Origin of the sequence: Brevundimonas sp. M20 (assembly GCF_006547065.1) — a bacterium.
Taxonomy (GTDB): Bacteria; Pseudomonadota; Alphaproteobacteria; order Caulobacterales; family Caulobacteraceae; genus Brevundimonas.
Genome location: NZ_CP041243.1, coordinates 41,177 through 59,190 on the forward strand (window position 1 = coordinate 41,177; position 18,014 = coordinate 59,190).

At 68.2% G+C, this 18,014-nt stretch carries 18 protein-coding genes; 10 read left to right on the forward strand and 8 right to left on the reverse strand.

Translation table 11 applies throughout. The features are described from left to right. Positions 1-122: 122 nt before the first annotated feature. The gene (mnmE, locus tag FKQ52_RS00205; protein ID WP_141625304.1) at positions 123-1,430 is read right to left on the reverse strand and encodes a tRNA uridine-5-carboxymethylaminomethyl(34) synthesis GTPase MnmE; all 1,308 of its coding nucleotides are present in this window, start codon (positions 1,428-1,430) and stop codon (positions 123-125) included. Between the two features lie 145 nt (positions 1,431-1,575). Further along, on the reverse strand, positions 1,576-1,803 hold the full coding sequence (locus FKQ52_RS00210) for a DUF6489 family protein (protein ID WP_141625305.1): 228 nt from the start codon (positions 1,801-1,803) through the stop codon (positions 1,576-1,578). 63 nt (positions 1,804-1,866) lie between these two features. Between FKQ52_RS00210 and FKQ52_RS00215 the strand changes: the two genes are divergently transcribed. Continuing rightward, complete coding sequence (locus FKQ52_RS00215; protein WP_141625306.1) at positions 1,867-2,856, forward strand: quinone oxidoreductase; 990 nt, start codon at positions 1,867-1,869, stop codon at positions 2,854-2,856. Between the two features lie 69 nt (positions 2,857-2,925). Here the strand turns inward: FKQ52_RS00215 and rho are convergent, their stop codons facing one another. The 4 genes from rho to hemE form a co-directional block, all read right to left on the reverse strand. Next, on the reverse strand, positions 2,926-4,332 hold the full coding sequence (rho, locus tag FKQ52_RS00220; protein WP_141625307.1) for a transcription termination factor Rho: 1,407 nt from the start codon (positions 4,330-4,332) through the stop codon (positions 2,926-2,928). Positions 4,333-4,728: 396 nt separating this feature from the next. Next, positions 4,729-5,199: a CopD family protein gene (locus tag FKQ52_RS00225; protein WP_141625308.1), complete on the reverse strand. Its 471-nt coding sequence runs from the start codon at positions 5,197-5,199 to the stop codon at positions 4,729-4,731. After that, positions 5,196-6,242, reverse strand: coding sequence for a ferrochelatase (gene hemH / locus FKQ52_RS00230; protein ID WP_141625309.1), 1,047 nt, complete (start codon positions 6,240-6,242; stop codon positions 5,196-5,198). Before hemH ends, FKQ52_RS00225 begins: the two co-directional genes overlap by 4 nt. After that, complete coding sequence (hemE, locus tag FKQ52_RS00235; RefSeq protein ID WP_141625310.1) at positions 6,239-7,285, reverse strand: uroporphyrinogen decarboxylase; 1,047 nt, start codon at positions 7,283-7,285, stop codon at positions 6,239-6,241. The genes hemH and hemE overlap by 4 nt, the downstream gene beginning before the upstream one ends. 522 nt (positions 7,286-7,807) lie before the next feature. Between hemE and FKQ52_RS00240 the strand changes: the two genes are divergently transcribed. The 5 genes from FKQ52_RS00240 to dnaQ are packed head-to-tail and all read left to right on the forward strand — an operon-like array spanning position 7,808 to position 11,425. Continuing rightward, positions 7,808-8,677: a pyruvate, water dikinase regulatory protein gene (locus FKQ52_RS00240; protein ID WP_141625311.1), complete on the forward strand. Its 870-nt coding sequence runs from the start codon at positions 7,808-7,810 to the stop codon at positions 8,675-8,677. Beyond that, entirely contained in the window at positions 8,671-9,267 is a 597-nt protein-coding gene (locus FKQ52_RS00245) for a nucleoside triphosphate pyrophosphatase (protein WP_141625312.1), read from the forward strand. Before FKQ52_RS00240 ends, FKQ52_RS00245 begins: the two co-directional genes overlap by 7 nt. Further along, on the forward strand, positions 9,264-10,061 hold the full coding sequence (locus FKQ52_RS00250; protein ID WP_141625313.1) for a shikimate dehydrogenase: 798 nt from the start codon (positions 9,264-9,266) through the stop codon (positions 10,059-10,061). The genes FKQ52_RS00245 and FKQ52_RS00250 overlap by 4 nt, the downstream gene beginning before the upstream one ends. Continuing rightward, complete coding sequence (gene coaE, locus FKQ52_RS00255; protein ID WP_141625314.1) at positions 10,058-10,699, forward strand: dephospho-CoA kinase; 642 nt, start codon at positions 10,058-10,060, stop codon at positions 10,697-10,699. Before FKQ52_RS00250 ends, coaE begins: the two co-directional genes overlap by 4 nt. A gap of 6 nt (positions 10,700-10,705) precedes the next feature. After that, the gene (gene dnaQ / locus FKQ52_RS00260; protein WP_141625315.1) at positions 10,706-11,425 is read left to right on the forward strand and encodes a DNA polymerase III subunit epsilon; all 720 of its coding nucleotides are present in this window, start codon (positions 10,706-10,708) and stop codon (positions 11,423-11,425) included. Positions 11,426-11,517: 92 nt separating this feature from the next. On the opposite strand, the gene secB is transcribed toward dnaQ, so the two are convergent. Next, positions 11,518-12,024, reverse strand: a complete 507-nt coding sequence (gene secB, locus FKQ52_RS00265; RefSeq protein ID WP_141625316.1) for a protein-export chaperone SecB — start codon at positions 12,022-12,024, stop codon at positions 11,518-11,520. Positions 12,025-12,209: 185 nt separating this feature from the next. Between secB and timA the strand changes: the two genes are divergently transcribed. Continuing rightward, the gene (timA, locus tag FKQ52_RS00270; protein ID WP_240811690.1) at positions 12,210-12,845 is read left to right on the forward strand and encodes a TIM44-related membrane protein TimA; all 636 of its coding nucleotides are present in this window, start codon (positions 12,210-12,212) and stop codon (positions 12,843-12,845) included. Positions 12,846-12,847: 2 nt separating this feature from the next. Then, on the forward strand, positions 12,848-13,984 hold the full coding sequence (locus tag FKQ52_RS00275) for an MltA domain-containing protein (RefSeq protein ID WP_240811691.1): 1,137 nt from the start codon (positions 12,848-12,850) through the stop codon (positions 13,982-13,984). A 6-nt stretch (positions 13,985-13,990) separates the two neighbouring features. Here the strand turns inward: FKQ52_RS00275 and FKQ52_RS00280 are convergent, their stop codons facing one another. Further along, positions 13,991-15,565, reverse strand: coding sequence for a helicase HerA-like domain-containing protein (locus tag FKQ52_RS00280; RefSeq protein WP_141625317.1), 1,575 nt, complete (start codon positions 15,563-15,565; stop codon positions 13,991-13,993). Positions 15,566-15,662: 97 nt separating this feature from the next. On the opposite strand from FKQ52_RS00280, the gene FKQ52_RS00285 reads away from it, so the two are divergent. Both FKQ52_RS00285 and FKQ52_RS00290 read left to right on the forward strand, forming a co-directional pair. After that, complete coding sequence (locus tag FKQ52_RS00285; protein WP_141625318.1) at positions 15,663-16,796, forward strand: AI-2E family transporter; 1,134 nt, start codon at positions 15,663-15,665, stop codon at positions 16,794-16,796. A gap of 318 nt (positions 16,797-17,114) precedes the next feature. Continuing rightward, a complete protein-coding gene (locus tag FKQ52_RS00290; RefSeq protein ID WP_141625319.1) occupies positions 17,115-17,954 on the forward strand; it encodes an outer membrane protein in 840 nt (279 codons plus the stop codon). The last annotated feature ends 60 nt before the right edge of the window (positions 17,955-18,014 follow it).

Below are 18,014 nucleotides of genomic sequence, written 5' to 3' on the forward strand. Positions count from 1 at the left end.
CCGAAATTCCACCGGCGCCGTGGGGGTGAAGAGTGCTGGTGAGCAAGGAAGTGAGCCGCTGTTTCACGTGAAACACCATGCTCCGCTCACCCCGCTGCTCACCAGCACCGCTCGCTCGCCGCCTACTTCCCGATGCAGAACGTCGAAAAGACCTCGCCCAGAATGTCCTCCACCCCGATGGCGCCGGTCACCCGGGCCAGCGCCTCGGCCGCTCGTCGCAGGTCGTCTCCCGCCATCTCCGGCGCCAGATCGAGCGCCCGACGTCCGGCCTCGACCGAGATCAGGGCCTCCTCCAGCCGACGGCGGTGGCGTTCACGGGTGACGGCCGGAAAGTCCGCGCCGGACAGGTCTCGGGCCAGACGAGCCGCGATCCAGTCGTGCAGGGCCGCCATCCCCTCCCCGGTCGTCGTGCTGACCACCAGCGCCTCCCGATCAGGCGGCGGGGCGGCGCGGTCGATGTCGGCCTTGGTCAGCACCAACAGGTCCTCGGGCTTCGCATAGTCGGCGGCGACACCCTCGGCGTCTCCGGGCGCCCGGACCCACAGACGCAGTTCCGCCTGTTCGGCCCGAACGCGCGCCCGGCGAACGCCCTCGGCCTCGACCGGGTCATCGCTTTCGCGCAGCCCCGCCGTATCGGACAGGGTCACCGCATAGCCGCCGATGACCAGATCCGCATCCAGCACGTCGCGGGTCGTCCCGGCGATGGGGGTGACGATCGCCGCCTCCCGCGCCACCAGCGCATTGAACAGCGACGACTTGCCGGCGTTGGTCTCGCCGATCAGAACGATGCGATAGCCTTCACGCACCCGCTCGCCCCGTCCGGCATCGGCCAGGGCGGCCTTCAGGTCGGCGATCAGTCCGTCCAGAACCGGCCCGGCCGTGCGCGCCAGATTGTCCGGGACCTCTTCATCCGGAAAGTCGATTTCAGCCTCGACCAAAGCCAAAGCCTTCAGAAGATCGCGGCGGAAACCGGCATAGGCGGCGCCGAGCGCGCCCTCCAGCTGGCCCAGCGCCTGGGCCGCCTGCGCTGTCGTTTCGGCGTCAATCAGGTCGGCCACGGCCTCGGCCTGGGCCAGATCCATACGGCCGTTCTCGAACGCCCGGCGGGTGAACTCGCCCGGATCAGCGGGGCGCAGACCCAAGGCCATCAGCGCCCTCGACGCCGCCTCCACCACCGCCCGTCCGCCGTGCAGATGCAGCTCAGCGCAGTCCTCGCCGGTATAGGAGTTCGGTCCGGGAAAACGCAGGACCAGCGCCTGATCGACGACTCCGCCCTCATGGCTCAGGGTCCGAAGCGACGCCATCCGCGCCCTCAGTCCGCGCGCGCCGAGACCCGCGAGAGCCGCATCCGTGCCCGGGCCGCTCAACCGCACAATGGCGATCGCCCCCCGGCCCGGCGGGGTGGCGAGGGCGAAGATAGTGTCACTCATGGCGTCAGAATCTCCTCCCCGATCTGCGGGGAGGTGGCGCGGCGCGCTTGCGCCGTGACGGAGGGGTCGGCGGCGGCGAGAACGGACAAAGCCCCTCCACCGCTTCGCGGTCCCCCTCCCCGCGTCGCGGGGAGGACACGGCGGGTCACGACTTGATCGCCCCTTCCATCAGGCGGCGGAACTGGTCTTGGGCCTGAAGGCCGAAGCTGGTCCAGGTCTTCATCAGTTCCTCGGGCTGCATGGCGGCGACATTGGCCTCCATCCGCTTTTGCATCTCGGCGACCATGGCGTCGTTCAACGGGGTCACATCAGGCAGGCCGAGGAAGGCCCGCGCCTCCGCGGGGGTACAGTCGATCTCGACGTTGATTTTCATGGGATCGCTCCAATCTGTCAGGGACAGTCCTAGACCAATCCGGCCTGCCAAAGGAACCCGAGCATGAGCCTCCCCTCAACCCAATCCGCCGTCCGCTTCGATCACCACGGCGGGGCTGAGGTTCTGGATCTGGTCGAGGTTCCCGTCCCTTCCCCCGGACCCGGCGAAATCCTGATCCGCAATGTCGCGGTCGGTCTGAACTTCATCGACATCTATCAGCGCACCGGCCTCTACCCCCTTCCCCTCCCGTCGGGCCTCGGCAAGGAATCCGCCGGCGTGGTCGAGGCGGTCGGCGAGGGCGTCACGCGCTTCAAGGTCGGCGACCGCGTCGCCACCGCCACCGCCCCGGTCGGCGCCTACAGCCAATTCCACCTGATGCCTGAAACCGCCGCCGTCGCCGTCCCGGACGACATCAGCCTGGAGGTGGCTGCCGCCGTCATGCTGAAGGGCATGACCGCCGAGTTTCTGGTCAACCGCGCGTTTCACGTGAAACAGGGCGACGAGATCTTGCTCCACGCCGCCGCCGGGGGGGTCGGCCTGATCCTTGGCCAATGGGCGAAGTCGCTGGGCGCCACGGTGATCGGGACTGTCGGGTCCGAGGCCAAGGCCGAGTTGGCCAAGGCCCACGGCAGCGACCACGTCATCCTCTATGACCGCGAGGACGTCGCCGCCCGCGTGAAGGACATCACCAAAGGCCGGGGCGTCGCCGTCGCCTATGACTCCGTCGGTCAGGACACCTTCGAGGCGTCGCTGGCCAGCCTCAAGCGGCGCGGAACCCTGGTCCTGTTCGGCAATGCGTCCGGCCCGGTGCCGCCGTTCGATCCCCTGCGCCTGTCGCGCGGCGGCTCGCTTTACGTTACCCGCCCGACCCTGTTCGACTATGTCGCTACAGTGGAAGAACTCGACGCCAGCGCCGCCGCCCTGTTCGCCGTCATCCGATCCGGCGCGGTGAAGGTCGAGATCGGCCAGACCTTCCCGCTGGCGGAGGTGCGTCAGGCGCATGAGGCTCTGGCCGGTCGGAAGACAACGGGATCGACGCTGCTGATCCCCTGATCCCCACACAAAAGAAAAGGGCCCCGGATCGCTCCGGGGCCCTTTCCATATCCGGTCCGCGGCTGCGGATCAGGTATTCATCGACTGGAAGAAGTCGCTGTTGTTCTTGGACTGGCGCAGCTTGTCGAGCAGGAACTCGATCGCGTCCTGCGGCCCCATCGGGTTGAGGATGCGGCGCAGAACGTAGGTCTTGGCCAGCTGGTCCTTCGGCGTGATGAGGTCTTCCTTGCGGGTGCCCGACTTGAGCACGTCGATGGCCGGGAAGATACGCTTGTCGGCGACCTTGCGGTCCAGGACGATTTCCGAGTTACCGGTGCCCTTGAACTCTTCGAAGATCACCTCGTCCATGCGCGAGCCGGTGTCGATCAGGGCGGTGGCGATGATGGTCAGCGAGCCCCCCTGCTCCACGTTCCGCGCGGCGCCGAAGAAGCGCTTGGGCCGCTGCAGGGCGTTGGCGTCGACACCGCCGGTCAGCACCTTGCCCGACGACGGGACGGTGGCGTTGTAGGCGCGGCCCAGACGGGTGATCGAGTCCAGCAGGATCACGACGTCCTTCTTGTGCTCGACCAGACGCTTGGCCTTTTCGATCACCATTTCGGCGACGGCGACGTGGCGGGTGGCCGGCTCGTCGAAGGTCGAGGCGATGACCTCGCCCTTCACCGTGCGCTGCATGTCCGTCACTTCTTCCGGGCGTTCGTCGATCAGCAGGACGATCAGGAAGACTTCCGGGTGGTTGCGCTCGATCGACTTGGCGATGTTCTGCAGCATGACCGTCTTGCCGACGCGCGGCGGGGCGACGATCAGGCAGCGCTGGCCCTTGCCGAGTGGGGCGACGATGTCGATCACCCGGCCCGAACGATCCTTCAGGGTCGGGTCCTGGATCTCCATGTGAATCCGCTCTTCGGGATAGAGCGGGGTCAGGTTGTCGAACAGGACCTTGGTCTTGACCAGTTCCGGGTCTTCCAGATTGATCGTGTCGACCTTCAGCAGGGCGAAATAACGCTCACCCTCGCGCGGACCGCGGACGGCGCCATGGATCGTGTCGCCCGAGCGCAGGCCGAAGCGGCGGATCTGCGACGGCGAGACATAGATATCGTCCGGACCCGGAAGGTAGTTGGCGTCCGGGCTGCGCAGGAAGCCGAAGCCGTCCGGCAGGATTTCCAGAACGCCGTCGGCGATGATCTCGACCTCTTCCTCGGCCAGGGCCTTGAGGATGGCGAACAGCAGGTCCTGCTTGCGCAGGTTCGAGGCGTTCTCGACCTCAAGCCCCTCGGCGAAGGCGACCAGATCTTCCGGGGTCTTGGCGTTCAGCTCGGCCAGGGTGATGCGGCCGTTCGGGACGATCGGCTCGCCGTCCTCATCCTCATCGGCCTCCTGATCGACCATCGGCAGGTCGGCGGCGGAGACTTCGTTGGAAACCTCATCCAGGGTTTCGGTCGCGGGCGCGGTCGGATCGGTGTCGCGGACGTCGGTCATGGGTATCTACTTCTGGCATGCGCGCCCGGGCGCTCGCCGGAAAGCGAGGTCAGGCAGGCTGGCGATGTTGGCCTTGCGGCCGGCAGGAGGTGCGATGGGATCCCACAGGGTCGATCCGGCAGGCATCGCGAGGAGAGAGGGACCGTCCGGCAGAGGGCCAGGACCGGTTCGCGACCAGCGAAACCATGCTTCCGGGGGTCAGGTCAAGCATCTCCTCCCCGTCGCGGTTCGCGATGGGGAGGTGGCTCGTCGGCGTCCGCCGACGAGGCGGAGGGTGCGACACAGGCGATATGGGGTTAGCGGGCCGTCTTCGGAAGTCAGAGCCGTCCCCTCCGTCACGCTTCGTATTCGAAGCGCGACACCTCCCCATTCGCAACGCGAACGGGGAGGACAGGGTCAGCCCAGCGTCCACTCCGTCGTCACCGACAGCACCATGATGATGGCCAGCACGAACGGAATCTCATTGGTCATGCGCCAGAACTTGCCGGAGTATTTCGAGGTCCCGGCGGCGATCTTCCTACGCTGCCCGGCCAGAAAACCGTGCCAGCCGGCCAGCAGGAAGACGCCGACCAGCTTGGTCACCATCCACGGCTGATGGGCGAAGCTCCAGTCCGCCCCCTCGCCGCTGCGTAGCCAGAACAGCCAGGCGCCGAAGATGAAGGCCAGGATCATGGCTGGGTTGATGATGATGCGCAGCAGGCGGGTCTGCCAGACCCGCAGCAGGCCCTGCATCTCGCTCTTCAGCGGCTCGGCCTTGGCGTTCTGTTCGGCGTCATAGGCGAACAGGCGCGGCAGGAAGAGCATCCCGGCCATCCAGGCGATCACCGCCAGGATGTGAAGGCCCCGAACCACGTCATAGGTGTTCACGCCGCTCTCCGCTCGCAGGTGCGCGGGCAGGCCTTCCAGTCCGCGCGACAGCCGGGACCGTGCGGCGCGACGCCGGTTCGCGCAAGCGCCCCGACGGCCGCCTCGGCCAGTTCGTTGATGAAGGCCGCCGTCACCCCGACCGCCGGAACCCGCAGATAGGGCGCGACGCCGAGCGTATGCGCCAGCTCGCCGTACTCGATATCGAGCTCAACGAGAGTCTCGACGTGTTCGGAAACGAAGGCGATGGGAACCACCACCGCGCCCACGCCATCCCTTGCCGCCTGTTCCAGCGCCTCGGGCGTCGACGGTCCCAGCCATTTCATCGGGCCGACCCGGCTCTGGTAGCAGAGGGCCCAGTCGGTCAGACCCGCCACGGCGGCCACGGCGGCGCAAGTGCTTTCGACCTGCTCCTGATAAGGATCGCCCTTCTTCTCGACCAGCACCTCGGGGATGCCGTGGGCCGAGAACAGGACCCGCACCGGCCTGCCTCCGGCCTCGGCCAGCTTGTCCCGGATCAGGTCCGCCTGCGCCGTGACCCAGCCCGGCGCCTCCGGCCAGCAGCAGACGGTGCGGGTGACGCCCGACCCGGCATAGACCTCATTCCAGCGCTTCAGCGAGCTTTCGGTCGTGGTGGTCGAGAACTGCGGATAGAGCGGCAGAAGCACGATCTCATCCGGCCCGAAGGCGGCGACGTCAGCAGCGGTCTCTTCCGTCAGCGGATGCCAGTACCGCATGGCGATGAAGGTCTTCACCTCATCCCCCGGCAGGCGCGCGCCGAGCACGGATTCCAGAGCATCCGCCTGCTTCCGGGTCCCTGGCAGCAGGGGCGATCCTCCGCCCATCAGGGCGTAATTGGCCTGGGCGCTGGTCTCACGACGGCTGGAGATCAGCTTCGCCAGCGGTGTCCGGAACAGGCCCGGCAGGCCGATGATCGCCGGATCATTGAACAGGTTGAACAGGAAGGGTTTCACCGAAGCCTGATCGTCCGGCCCGCCCAGATTGAACAGGACGACAGCGATACGACGGCCTTTCACATCACTCATTGCGCACCGATCCGTTTCAGCACCTGCTCGACATGGGCGACCGGCACATCCGGCATGATCCCGTGGCCCAGATTGAAGATCCACGGCCCCTGACCCCAGACCTCGCGCAGTTGGTCCACGCGGCGATCCAGAAGCGGGCCGCCCGTGCGCAGAAGCAGGGGATCGAGCGCCCCCTGGATGGTCCTGATCTTCTGCACCGCCTGACCGACCGGCAGGGGACAGGCGGTGTCCAGGGCCACGGCCTGAACCTCGACCTCGCGCGCATAGCGTTCGGCCAGCGCCGCCGAGCCTCTTGGGAAGCCAATCAGGGGAACGGTGACGCCAAGTTCGCGCACCCGCTTCACCAGCTTGATATGCGGCTGCAGGACAAGGCTCTCGAACAGATCGTCGGGCAGACCCTCGGCCCAGCTCTCGAAGATTTTCAGCGTCTGCGCCCCGGCGTCGGCCTGCATCTTCAGATAGTAGGCGGTGGCCTCGACCAGCACGTCCAGAACCGCCGCCACCTTCTCCGGCTCCGCATAGGCGTAGGTCCGGGCCTGCGCCCGCTCGCCCTTGCCGATGGTCCGGGCCACGCCGTCTAGCATATAGGTCGCCACCGTCCAGGGCGCGCCCGCGAAGCCGATCAGCGCCTTGGACGGATCGAGTTGTTCCCGAACCAGGCTCAGGGTCTGACCAATGGATGACAGGGCCTCGCCCGCGCCATCGGCCCTGTCCCGCATGGCCTCGACCGACGGCATCTCGCCCAGCCGGGGACCTTCCCCGGCCTCGAACCAGACGTCCTGACCCAAAGCCCGGGGGATCAGCAGGATGTCGGCGAACACGATGGCCGCATCAAAGCCGAACCGGCGCATCGGCTGAAGCGTCGCCTCGGCAGCTTTCTCAGGATCGTGACAAAACTCGATAAAGCCCGGCGTGGTCGCCCGCAGCGCCCGGTATTCCGGCAGGTAGCGCCCGGCCTGACGCATGAACCATACCGGAGGACGAGCGGTCGTCTCCCCGGCCAGGGCTTTCAGGAACAGGGGAGTGTCATTCGAGATCGTCATTTGATCGTCGGCTTACCGGGGCGGGGGGACAGGCTCAAGCCCGGCCCCGTGTCGCACCCTTTCCCTTCCCAAACATTCAAATTTGAAAAGGGTGGAAGGAAGTGGGTTGGGCCGGGGATGGCGGGGACAAGTCGGTCGAAAAGGCCGCGGACGGACGGCTTGTGCGGATTCAGTCACAGGGCGATCGACAGACCCGGTGGCGCCTGTCGATACCGGGGATAACCATTAACAAGACCTTAACAGCGGGCGTTTTCGGGGGTTTGCGCCGGGTGGCCGCCTGGGCGCCGGTTTCGTCGAGTCCGGTTCCTCCACAAGCCGTCCGCCCGGAACCGCCCGCCGGTGGATGAACGGGCTGAAGACGGACCCTCCCGTCCACCTTCATCCCGCTCGCGACCGGGAACGGGGACGGCTATAGAGATCGGCGCCCGGTCATGAACCGAACGGCGCCCCGTCCTTTCCACAGGAGTCCCCGTTGAACGGACCGTTTATCCCGATGAGTCTGCGGCGTCGGGGGACCACGCGATGAGCCCCGCGCGTCCCGCCGGCGCGTCGAAACTCGCCACCTATTTCCATGTCCATCTGGTCTCGGATTCGACCGGCGAGACCCTGAACGCCATGGCCAAGGCCGTGGTGGCCCGTTTCGACGGGGTCATTCCCATCGAGCACATCTACGCCCTGGTCCGTTCGGACCGGCAGATGGAGCGGGTTCTGGACGAGATCGCCGCCGCCCCCGGCGTTGTCCTGCACACCCTTGTGGATCGGGAGCTGCGCGAACAGCTGGAAGAAGGCTGCCGCAGGCTGGACATGCCCCAGATCGCGGCGCTGGACCCGCTTGAGACGGTGCTGTCCCGCTACCTGGGCGCCGCCCTGGCCCCCCGCGTCGGCGCCCAGCATGCGCTGAGCAATGAGTATTTTGACCGGATCGCGGCGCTGGACTTCGCCATGGCCCATGACGACGGGCAGGGCACGACGGAGCAGCTGGAGACCGCCGACGTCATCCTGTGCGGGGTCAGCCGCACCTCCAAGACCCCGACCTGCATCTATCTGGCCCACCGCGGCATCCGGGCCGCCAATGTCCCCCTGGTCCCCGGACAGGAAGACGGTGAGCGCCTGACACAGCTCAAGCATCCGCTGGTCATCGGTCTGACGGTTTCGCCGGACCGTCTGGTCCAGATCCGCCGCAATCGGCTGGATGGTCTCAACGCCAGCCATGCCTCGACCTATATCGACCACGACTCCGTGCGCGAGGAGACGGTCAAGGCGCGCCGGGCGTTCGAGCGTCGGGGCTGGCCGGTGATCGACGTCACCCGCCGCTCGGTCGAGGAGACCGCCGCCGCCATCATCAACGTCCTGAATGAGCGCCGTACCAAACGGGCGGCTGCGTCATGGTAGGCGAGCGTCTGATCCTGGCGTCAAAGAGCGCCGCCCGCCGCGCCATGCTGGACAACGCCGGCGTGCCCTTCACCGTTCAGGTCGCCGATGTGGACGAGGATGCGGTCAAGGCTGTGCACGATCCGGCGGACCCCGCCGGTCTCGCCGTCGAACTGGCCCGGGTGAAGGCGCTGGCCGTCTCGCGCCACGACGCCGACGCCTGGGTGCTGGGCGCCGACCAGACCCTGGCCTTCGACGGGGGCCTGATCTCCAAGGCGAAAAGTCTGGAGGACGCCCGCGCCCGTCTGTCGGCCATGCGTGGAAAAGCTCACCATCTGCATTCCGGCGCCGCGCTGGCCCGCAACGGCCAGATCGTCTGGTCCGGCGTCGACACCGCAGCCATGCAGGTGCGGAACTTCTCCGACGCCTTCCTGGACGCCTATCTGGCGCGTGAGGGCGAGGGGCTGCTGACCAGCGTGGGCTCCTACAAGCTGGAGGGCATGGGCTCGCAGCTGTTCGACCGTATCGATGGCGACTACTTCACCGTTCTGGGCATGCCGTTGTGGCCGGTGCTGGCGGAGCTGCGCCGGGCCGGAGTGCTGCTCGTATGACGATCCACTCCGGGGTCGCCGGCCAGCCGATCAGTCATTCGCTCAGTCCGCTGATCCACGGACTGTGGATCGAGGCCGCCGGGCTGAACGCCACTTATGAACCCTTCGGTCCGGCAGATGAGGCCGGGTTCGACGCCCTGATCGCCGGGGTGCGCTCGGGCGCCCTGCGTGGACTGAACGTCACCGCGCCGTTCAAGGAACGCGCCCTCGCCCTGGCCGATGAGGTCAGCGCCATGGCCCGCGCCTGTGGCTCGGCCAACCTGCTGGTCTTCAATGACGGTCGCCTGTCCGCGGACAGCACCGACGGCTTCGGCCTGATGACGGCGCTGGCGGAGCGGGCTCCGGCTTTTGATCCCGCGGGCGCGCCCGTCGTGGTGCTGGGCGCCGGTGGTGCGGCTCGCGCCGCGGTCGCCGCCTTGCGCGATGCCGGGGCCGAGGTCTCGGTCCTGAACCGCACCCGCGCCCGCGCCGAGGCCCTGTCCGCGGATCTGGGATGTGCCGTCGCCGAAGACCATGCCGTCAAGGACGCCGCCCTGATCGTCAACGCCCTCAGCGTGCGGCCGGAGATCGACATCGCCGCCCTGCGCGCGGACGCCGTCCTGATGGACATGACCTACAAGCCGCTGATCACCCCCTTCCTCGCCGCGGGTCGGGCGCGGGGCCTGACGGCGGTGGACGGTCTGGCCATGCTGATCGGTCAGGCCCGTCCGTCCTTCGAGGCCCTGTTCGGCGTCCCCGCGCCGTCGGTGGATGTCCGCACCGCCGTCCTGCGCCGTCTGGGAGAGGTCGCATGATCCTGCTTGGCCTCACCGGCTCAATCGGCATGGGCAAGTCGACCACCACCGCCATGTTCGCCGACCACGGCGCCCTGATCTGGAACGCCGACGAGGCGGTGCATCAGCTCTATGCGCCCGGCGGCGCGGCGGTCGAGCCGATCGGCGAGGCCTTTCCGGGCGTGGTCGTGGACGGCGCCGTTGATCGCACCCGGCTGGCCGAGGTTCTGGGCCGCGACGATCAGGCGTTCAGACGGCTTGAGGCCATTGTCCATCCGCTGGTGGCCCGCGGTCGCCTGGCCGATCTGGCGGCGGCAGAGGCGCGGGGCGTGAAACTCGCCGTGCTGGATATTCCCCTGCTGTTCGAGACCGGTGGCGACGCCGCCGTCGATGCGGTGGTGGTGGTCAGCGCTCCGCCGCAGGTGCAGGCGGAACGGGTTCTGGCCCGGCCCGGCATGACCCGCGAACGGTTCGAGGCCATTCTGGCCCGCCAGCTGCCCGATGCGGAGAAGCGCGCCCGCGCCGATTTCGTGGTCGAGACAGGCCGGGGACTGGAGCCCGCCCGCGCCGCCGTCGCCGAAATCGTGGGGACAGTCCTGTCGCCGGAGTGGGTCTCCCCGCGCCGCGCCCTTTCACCGACGCCCGAACGGCTCCATTAAGGGGTCATGCGCGAGATCGTTCTGGATACGGAAACCACCGGCTTCGACCCGAAGACGGGCGACCGGCTGATCGAGGTCGGCTGTATCGAGCTGATGGACCTGCTGCCGACGGGGCGGACCTATCACACCCTTGTCAATCCGGACCGGCTGATCCCGCCGGACGCGACCCGCGTTCACGGCATCACGGACGACAAGGTCAAGGACGCCCCCCGGTTCGCCGACATCGTCAAGGAACTGGACGCCTTCATCGGCGACGCGCCGGTCATCGCCCACAACGCCCAGTTCGACCGCAATTTCATCGACTTTGAATATGCGCGGATCGCCCACCCGCTGATCGACGGCAGCCGCTGGATCGACACCCTGCAGCTGGCCCAGAAGAAGTTTCCGGGCATGCCGAACTCGCTGGACGCCTTGTGCAAACGCTTCAAGGTCAGCCTGGCCGACCGGACGTTCCACGGCGCCCTGATCGACGCCCGCCTGCTGGCCGAGGTCTATCTGGAGCTGCGCGGCGGCAAGGAAAGACGGCTGGATCTGTCGTCGGCCCGGGTGACGGCGGTGTCCGGCCCGGTGACGGCCGCCGCCCACGGCGCGCGTCCGCGCCCGCTGGCCGCCCGCTCGACCGAGGCCGAACGCGCGGCTCATCTCGAATTCCTCAAGGCCACGCTCAAGGACCATACCCTTTGGGAGGGTTATGGTCTGGACATGGAAAAGGCGCCCGCCGCCTGACGGACGCCTTTTCTCTTTTGTCCTAACGCTCGCGACGCGGTCGCTCGCTGCTTGAGGACGAAGCCTGCTCCGTCCTCAAATCCTGTATCGGATCAGGCTTGGCCGGTGTCGGCCGGGCCGCGGGCGATCTGTTGCTGGCGGGCGACGTAGATGGCCGCGAAGTCGATCGGGTCCAGCATGAAGGGCGGATAGAAGCCGCCGTCCGAGGTCGCGCGGGCGATGATCTCGCGAGCGAACGGGAACAGGTAGCGCGGGCATTCGATCAGCAGCATGGGTTCGATGTCCTGCTCCGACACGCCCTGCAGGGCGAACAGGCCGCCATAGACCAGCTCGACGTGGAACACGGCCATGGTGTCGGTCGAGGCCTTGATCGACAGGCGCAGCTCAACCTCGAACAGACCGTCCTGACGGCCCGAGGCGTTCATTTCCACGCCCATGTCGATGGCCGGCTTGCCGTCGATGCGCAGGCTGTCCGGCGCCTTCGGGTTTTCGAAGGACAGGTCCTTCACGTACTGGGCGACGATACGGAAGCCCGGACCCTGGGGTTGGCCGCCGGTCACGGCGGGGTTGGCGTCGGCGGGCGGAGCGGCGTCGGTCATGGGTGGAAGTTCTGTCTGGAATGTGGGTCGGGCGCACGCCCGGAAGGCGCCGCGACTACCATGCGCGCCCCCCTGCGGCAACGACGCTCGCCCAACCGGGGGGGCGCTTCGCCTTGCGCGGCCCTATATCAGCCCCTAATCGTCATGTTCCGCGTCGTTCCCACGCCGCCAGTCAAGGATGTCCCGTGCCCCCGGTTTCGGTCCAGATCGTCATCTTCGCCGTCATTGCGGCCTTTGTCCTGTTCCAGCTCTACAATGTGCTGGGCAAGAAGGTCGGCCGCCAGCCCGAGGAAGACGCCCGCGCCAAACCGGCGGCCGCTGTCAATCCGGCCGATCCCGCCGGCCAGCCGGGCCGCAGCGTTCTGGACAGCGTCACCCTGGCCGCGATCGCCGGTCTGAAGGCCCGTGATCCGGCCTTCGACCCCGTCCGCTTCCTCGAAGGCGCGCGCGCCGCGCACGAAAGCATCGTTCGCGCCTATGCCGCCGGTGACCGGGAGGCGCTGAGGCCCCTTCTGACCTCCACGGTCATGCAGTCCTTCGAAGGCGGCATGGCCGCCCGTGAGGCGCGCGGCGAGACCGAGACGGTGGAGTTTGTGCATCCGGCCCGCGCGGATCTGGAGCTGGCGACGGCGAAGGAAGATCTGGCCATCGCCAAGGTTCGCTTCCTCGCCGAACTGCGCAGCCGCGTGAAGCCCGCCGACGGCTCGGCGGAGGAACAGATCGAAGAGCGGCGCGTGGCCGAGATATGGACCTTCGAACGCACCCTTGGCGCCAATGACCCGAACTGGGTGCTGGCGCGAACCGAGGCGGCGACGGCCTGACCGTGACCTCCCACCGCGCCGTGAATATTCGGGGCGCGGTTCTCGCCCTTATGGTGACGCTTCTGGCGGCCTGCGCCACCCGGCCGCCGGTCGCCCCGCCAGCGTCGGAACCCTCCGCGCCGACACGGCCCCAGCCGCCTCGTCCGGCCGAGCCCCGGCCTGACCCTCGCCCCGAGCCGGTGGTCGGTGTCAGCCCGGCCTCCCTGCCCGGCTGGGACGAGGAAGATCATCTGGCGGCGTTCAACGCCTTCGCCGACGGCTGTCGGGTCTCGCGCGACACCGCCCTGCGCGCACAGTGCGACCGGGCCATGCACATCCGCCAGACCTCGCGTCCGGTCACACCCTCCATGGCCCGCGCCTTCTTCGAGGCGGGCTTCACGGTGGTCGAGCAGGAAACCGCCGACCGCGCGGGCCTGCTGACCTCCTATTTCGCGCCCGAATACCCGGCCAGCCGGGTTCAGACCGCCGAGTTCGACATGCCGGTTCTGGCCGCGCCCGCCGGCTGGCGTCGGGGCCAGACCCTGCCGCCCCGCGCCGAGATCGAGGCCGCGCCGCCCACCGCCGCCCTCGCCTGGATGCGCGCCGAGGACCTGTTCTTTATGCAGATCCAGGGATCGGGCTATCTGACCTTCGAGGACGGCTCCAGGGCGCGGGCGTCCTACGCCGCTGATAACGGCCAGACCTTCGTCGGCATCGCCACCCCCATGGTCCGGCAGGGCCTGCTTCCGCAAAACGGAACCTCGGGCGATGCGATCCGGGGCTGGCTGGCTGCGCATCGGGGGGCCGAGGCCCGGGCGGTCATGGCCCTGAACCCCCGCTACATCTTCTTCCGCATGGACCCGGACGACGGCGGCGATCCGTCCGGCGCGGCGGGTGTTCCCCTGCCCGCCCGGCGCGCCATCGCGGTCGATCCCGCCCACTGGCGCTACGGCGATCTGGTCTGGATCAGCGCCGACGGCGGTAATCTGGCCGGCGCGCGCGGCAGCTATCGCGGGCTGGTCGTGGCGCTGGACACCGGCTCGGCCATCCGCGGCCCGGTCCGCGCCGACCTCTACATGGGCCGGGGCGACGCTGCGGGCGCCGAAGCGGGCGCCGTGCGGCATCCGCTCCGGATGTGGCGGCTGGTGCCCAAGCGTTAGGCGGACTTACCGCCGCTTCAACCCGCCCAGAATCCCGCGCAGCAGTTCGCGCGTAAGCGTGCTCCCCGCCGTTCTCAGAACCGACTTGGTCATCGCCTCCACCGGCGTTTCGCGGGTCGATCGGCGCGCGGGCGCACGGGCCGGGGCGCGGGACCGCGCCGCTTCCCGCTCATATCGGGCCTGCATCCGGGCCTGTTCCTTCTCGCGCGCGACAGCGGCCTTTTCGGCGTCCTTCGCGGCGGCGGCGTCCGCCTTGGCCTTCGCTTCCGCAAGCCTCGCGTCCGCGGCGGCCTGATCGGCCTCGCCCCGGCGGACGGCGAGGATTTCGGCGGCGGAGTCCCGGTCCACGACGGTGTCGTACAGGCCCCGCACCGGGCTGGCGGCCATGATCTGGGCGCGTTCGGCGTCCGTCGCCGGTCCCAGCCGCGAGTCGGGCGGACGGATGGCGGTGCGGCCGACGATGTTGGGCGCACCCTTCTCGTCCAGCGTCGAGACCAGCGCCTCGCCGACGCCCAGACCCTGGATGCATTCCGCCGTGTCGAAGGCCGGATTGGGCCGGAAGCTCTGCGAGGCGGCCTTCAGCCCCTTCTGCTCGGACGGGGTATAGGCGCGCAGGGCATGCTGGATGCGGTTGCCCAGCTGGGCCAGCACGCTGTCCGGAATGTCGGCCGGGTTCTGGGTGACGAAATAGACGCCCACGCCCTTGGACCGGATCAGGCGCACGACCTGTTCGACCTTCTCGCGCAGGGCGTCCGGTGTGTCGTTGAACAGCAGGTGGGCCTCGTCGAAGAAGAAGACCAGACGCGGCTTCTCCGGGTCGCCGACCTCGGGCAGTTGCTCGAACAGTTCGGACAGCAGCCACAGCAGGAAGGCCGCGTACAGGCGCGGGCTGTTCATCAGCTTGGTCGCGTCCAGCACATTGACCTGTCCCCGGCCATCCAGACCGGTGCGCAGCATGTCCTCCAGACGCAGGGCCGGTTCGCCGAAGAAGGCGCCCCCGCCCTGTTGCTCCAGCTGCAGCAGGGAGCGCTGGATGGCGGCGATGGAGGCCGGGGCCACATTGCCCACCTCGCGCCCGATCCGTTCGGCGTTCTCGCCCACATAGACCAGCATGGCGCGCAGGTCGTCGAGGTCCAGCAGCAGCAGGCCTTCCTGATCCGCGACGTGGAAGACCACCGACAGCACGCCCTCCTGCACATCGTTCAGGTTCAGCATCCGGGCCAGCAGCAGCGGGCCGATCTCGCTGACGGTGGTGCGGATGGGATGGCCCTTCTGGCCGTACAGGTCCCAGAACACGACCGGGGCGGCCCTTGGGTCCAGCGTCAGCCCCATGCCCTGGGCGCGGGCCAGCAGCTTTTCGTTCGGTGATCCGGGCAGGGCGATGCCCGACAGGTCGCCCTTCACATCGGCGCAGAAGACCGGGACGCCCGCGTCCGAGAAGCCCTGGGCCATGATCTGCAGGGTCACCGTCTTGCCGGTGCCGGTGGCCCCCGCCACCACGCCGTGCCGGTTGGCGCGGCCGTACAGCAGGATTTCGGGCTTGTCGGGCGATTGGCCGAGGAAGACGCCGGTGTCGGACATGGGAACTCCGCAGTGGGGGGCGCGCTCATGCTCCACCCGCGCGCCTCGCGGTTCAAGGGCGATTGACGATCCCTGACGAGACCTTGACCATATGCCCATGAAATCGCCCATCGCCGTTCCCACCTCCGCGGTGGCCCGCAATGCCCTCGTGGCGCTCGCCGTCGTCGGCGTCGGCGCCGCCGTCTACTGGATGGCCGACATCCTGACGCCGCTGGCGATGGCGATCTTCCTTCTGATCATGATCGACGGGGTGAAGCGGACCATCGAGAACCGCACCAGTCTGCCGGGGCATCTGGCGGGGACCGCGGCCCTCTTGCTGGTGGTCGTGGGTTTCTTCGCCTCGATCGCCTTCATAGTGAACGGCGCCTACGGCTTCTTCACCGACGCCTCGGGCGTGTCGGCCAACATCGGCCCGCGCATCGACCAGATCCTGCGTGACGGTTCGGCCCTCGTCGGCGTCAGCAATCCGCCGACCACCACCGACCTGATCAACCAGATCGATGTGCGGGGGTATCTGATGACCATCGCCGGTCAGGCGCAGGGCGTGGTCACCGGCTCGATCTTCGTCATGATCTACCTGGGCTTCCTGCTGGCCTCGCAGAGCGGCTTCCGGCGCAAGCTGGTCAACATGTTCCCGGACCGCACGGCCCGCGCCGAGGCTCTGGAGGTGTTTCAGCGGGTTCGCGGCGGGGTCGAGGGCTATCTGTGGGTCCAGACCGTCACCGGCGTCATGATCTGCGCCGCCGCCTGGGTCCTGATGCGGGTGGTCGGGCTCCAGAACGCCGAGTTCTGGACCTTCGTCATCTTCATCGTCGGCTTCATTCCGGTGCTGGGCGGCGCCATCGCCGGTCTGGCACCGCCCCTGTTCGCCCTGGTCCAGTTCGAGAGCTACTGGCCGGCGGCGATCCTGCTGGGCGGCCTTCAGGCCATCCTCTTCATCAGCGGCAACTTCATCCAGCCGCGCATGCAGGGCGACAACCAGAACATCGATCCGGTCGTCGTGCTGCTGGCCCTGGCCTTCTGGGGCAAGGTCTGGGGCGTGGTCGGCATGTTCCTGTCCACCCCGCTGGCGGTGATGGCCATGGCGATCCTCGCGGAGTTCAAGGGCTCGCGCTGGATGGCGATCCTGCTCTCGGGCGATGGAGAGCCCTACGCGACGGACGAAAAGGCCGAGGCGACGCCAAAGCCCAAGCGTGGCCGCGTCAACCCGCCGCAGCCGAAGCCGGATTGAGCCACGCCGGCGCCCTTGATTGGCCACAACCGGCTCCTATCTCCTCACTGTCGCCGCGGGCCCTCCCCTCCCCCCAAAGCCCGCGGTTGAAACGATCAGCGCCACCCTCCCCCCTCCTGGGCGCTGGTCCGAAAGCAGGCCGCCGAACGCAAGTTCGGCGGCCTTGTTCGTTTCAGGCCGTCTCTCCGGCGGACGATGGGGTGCGGCTTTCGGGCCACAGGCCGCCGGTCACCGGCCGGCGCGAGGAACGGGACGCCGGTCTTGCGGATTGATGGTCCGCGGCGGGGGCCGAACCGTTTCTCAATCCGGAAGAGCCCTATGAAATATCTTCTCCCCGCCGCCGCCCTGACCTTGCTGATGACCGGCGTCGCCGCTCCCGCCCTCGCCCAGTCCACCCCGGACTGGAGCGGCCCCTACATCGGGATTTACGGCGGCGGGATCGACAACAAGGAACAGTCGGACGAGACCCTGATCTTCGACCGCGATCTGGACGGAACCTTCGGTGAGACCGTCACCACCGCGGGCGCCACGGACGCCTTCGCGCCGGGCTTCTGCGGCGGCGGCGCGCTGACGTCCGAAGCGGCCGGCGGCTGCGACAGCGACAATACGGGCGTCGAGGGCTCTATCCGCGCGGGCTATGACTGGCAGTTCGGGTCGTTTGTCGCGGGCGTCGTGGCGGAATGGAGCGCCGTCAATCTCACCGACACCGTCACCGGCTTCAGCAGCACCCCGGCCAACTACGTCTTCAGGCGCGAGCTGAATGACATGGCCGCCCTGCGCGCCCGTGTCGGCTTCGCCACCGGCCCGGCCCTGGTCTACATCACCGGCGGCGCGGCCTATGGCGGCATCGAGAACAGCTTCCGCACCACCAACACGGCCAACAGCTTCGTCGTCCAGGAAGACGAGGATGACGCTGACGGCTGGCAGGCAGGCGCCGGTCTGGAGTGGCGTCTGGCCCCGAATCTGTCGGTTACCGGCGAGTATCTCTACACCAGCCTGACCCCCGGCGATTACATCGTCCGCGCCGGCAACACCGGCACGACCCCGGTGACCAATCCGTTCATCCTGGCGCCGAACACGACCGGCACCGACATCACGCGCAGCAATGACGAGATGGAGCTGCACGCCTTCCGGATCGGTATGAACGTCCGCTTCTGAACCGTCCGCTGACTGATCACTGATAACCGGCGCCGGCCTCCGAAAAGGGGCCGGCGCCGT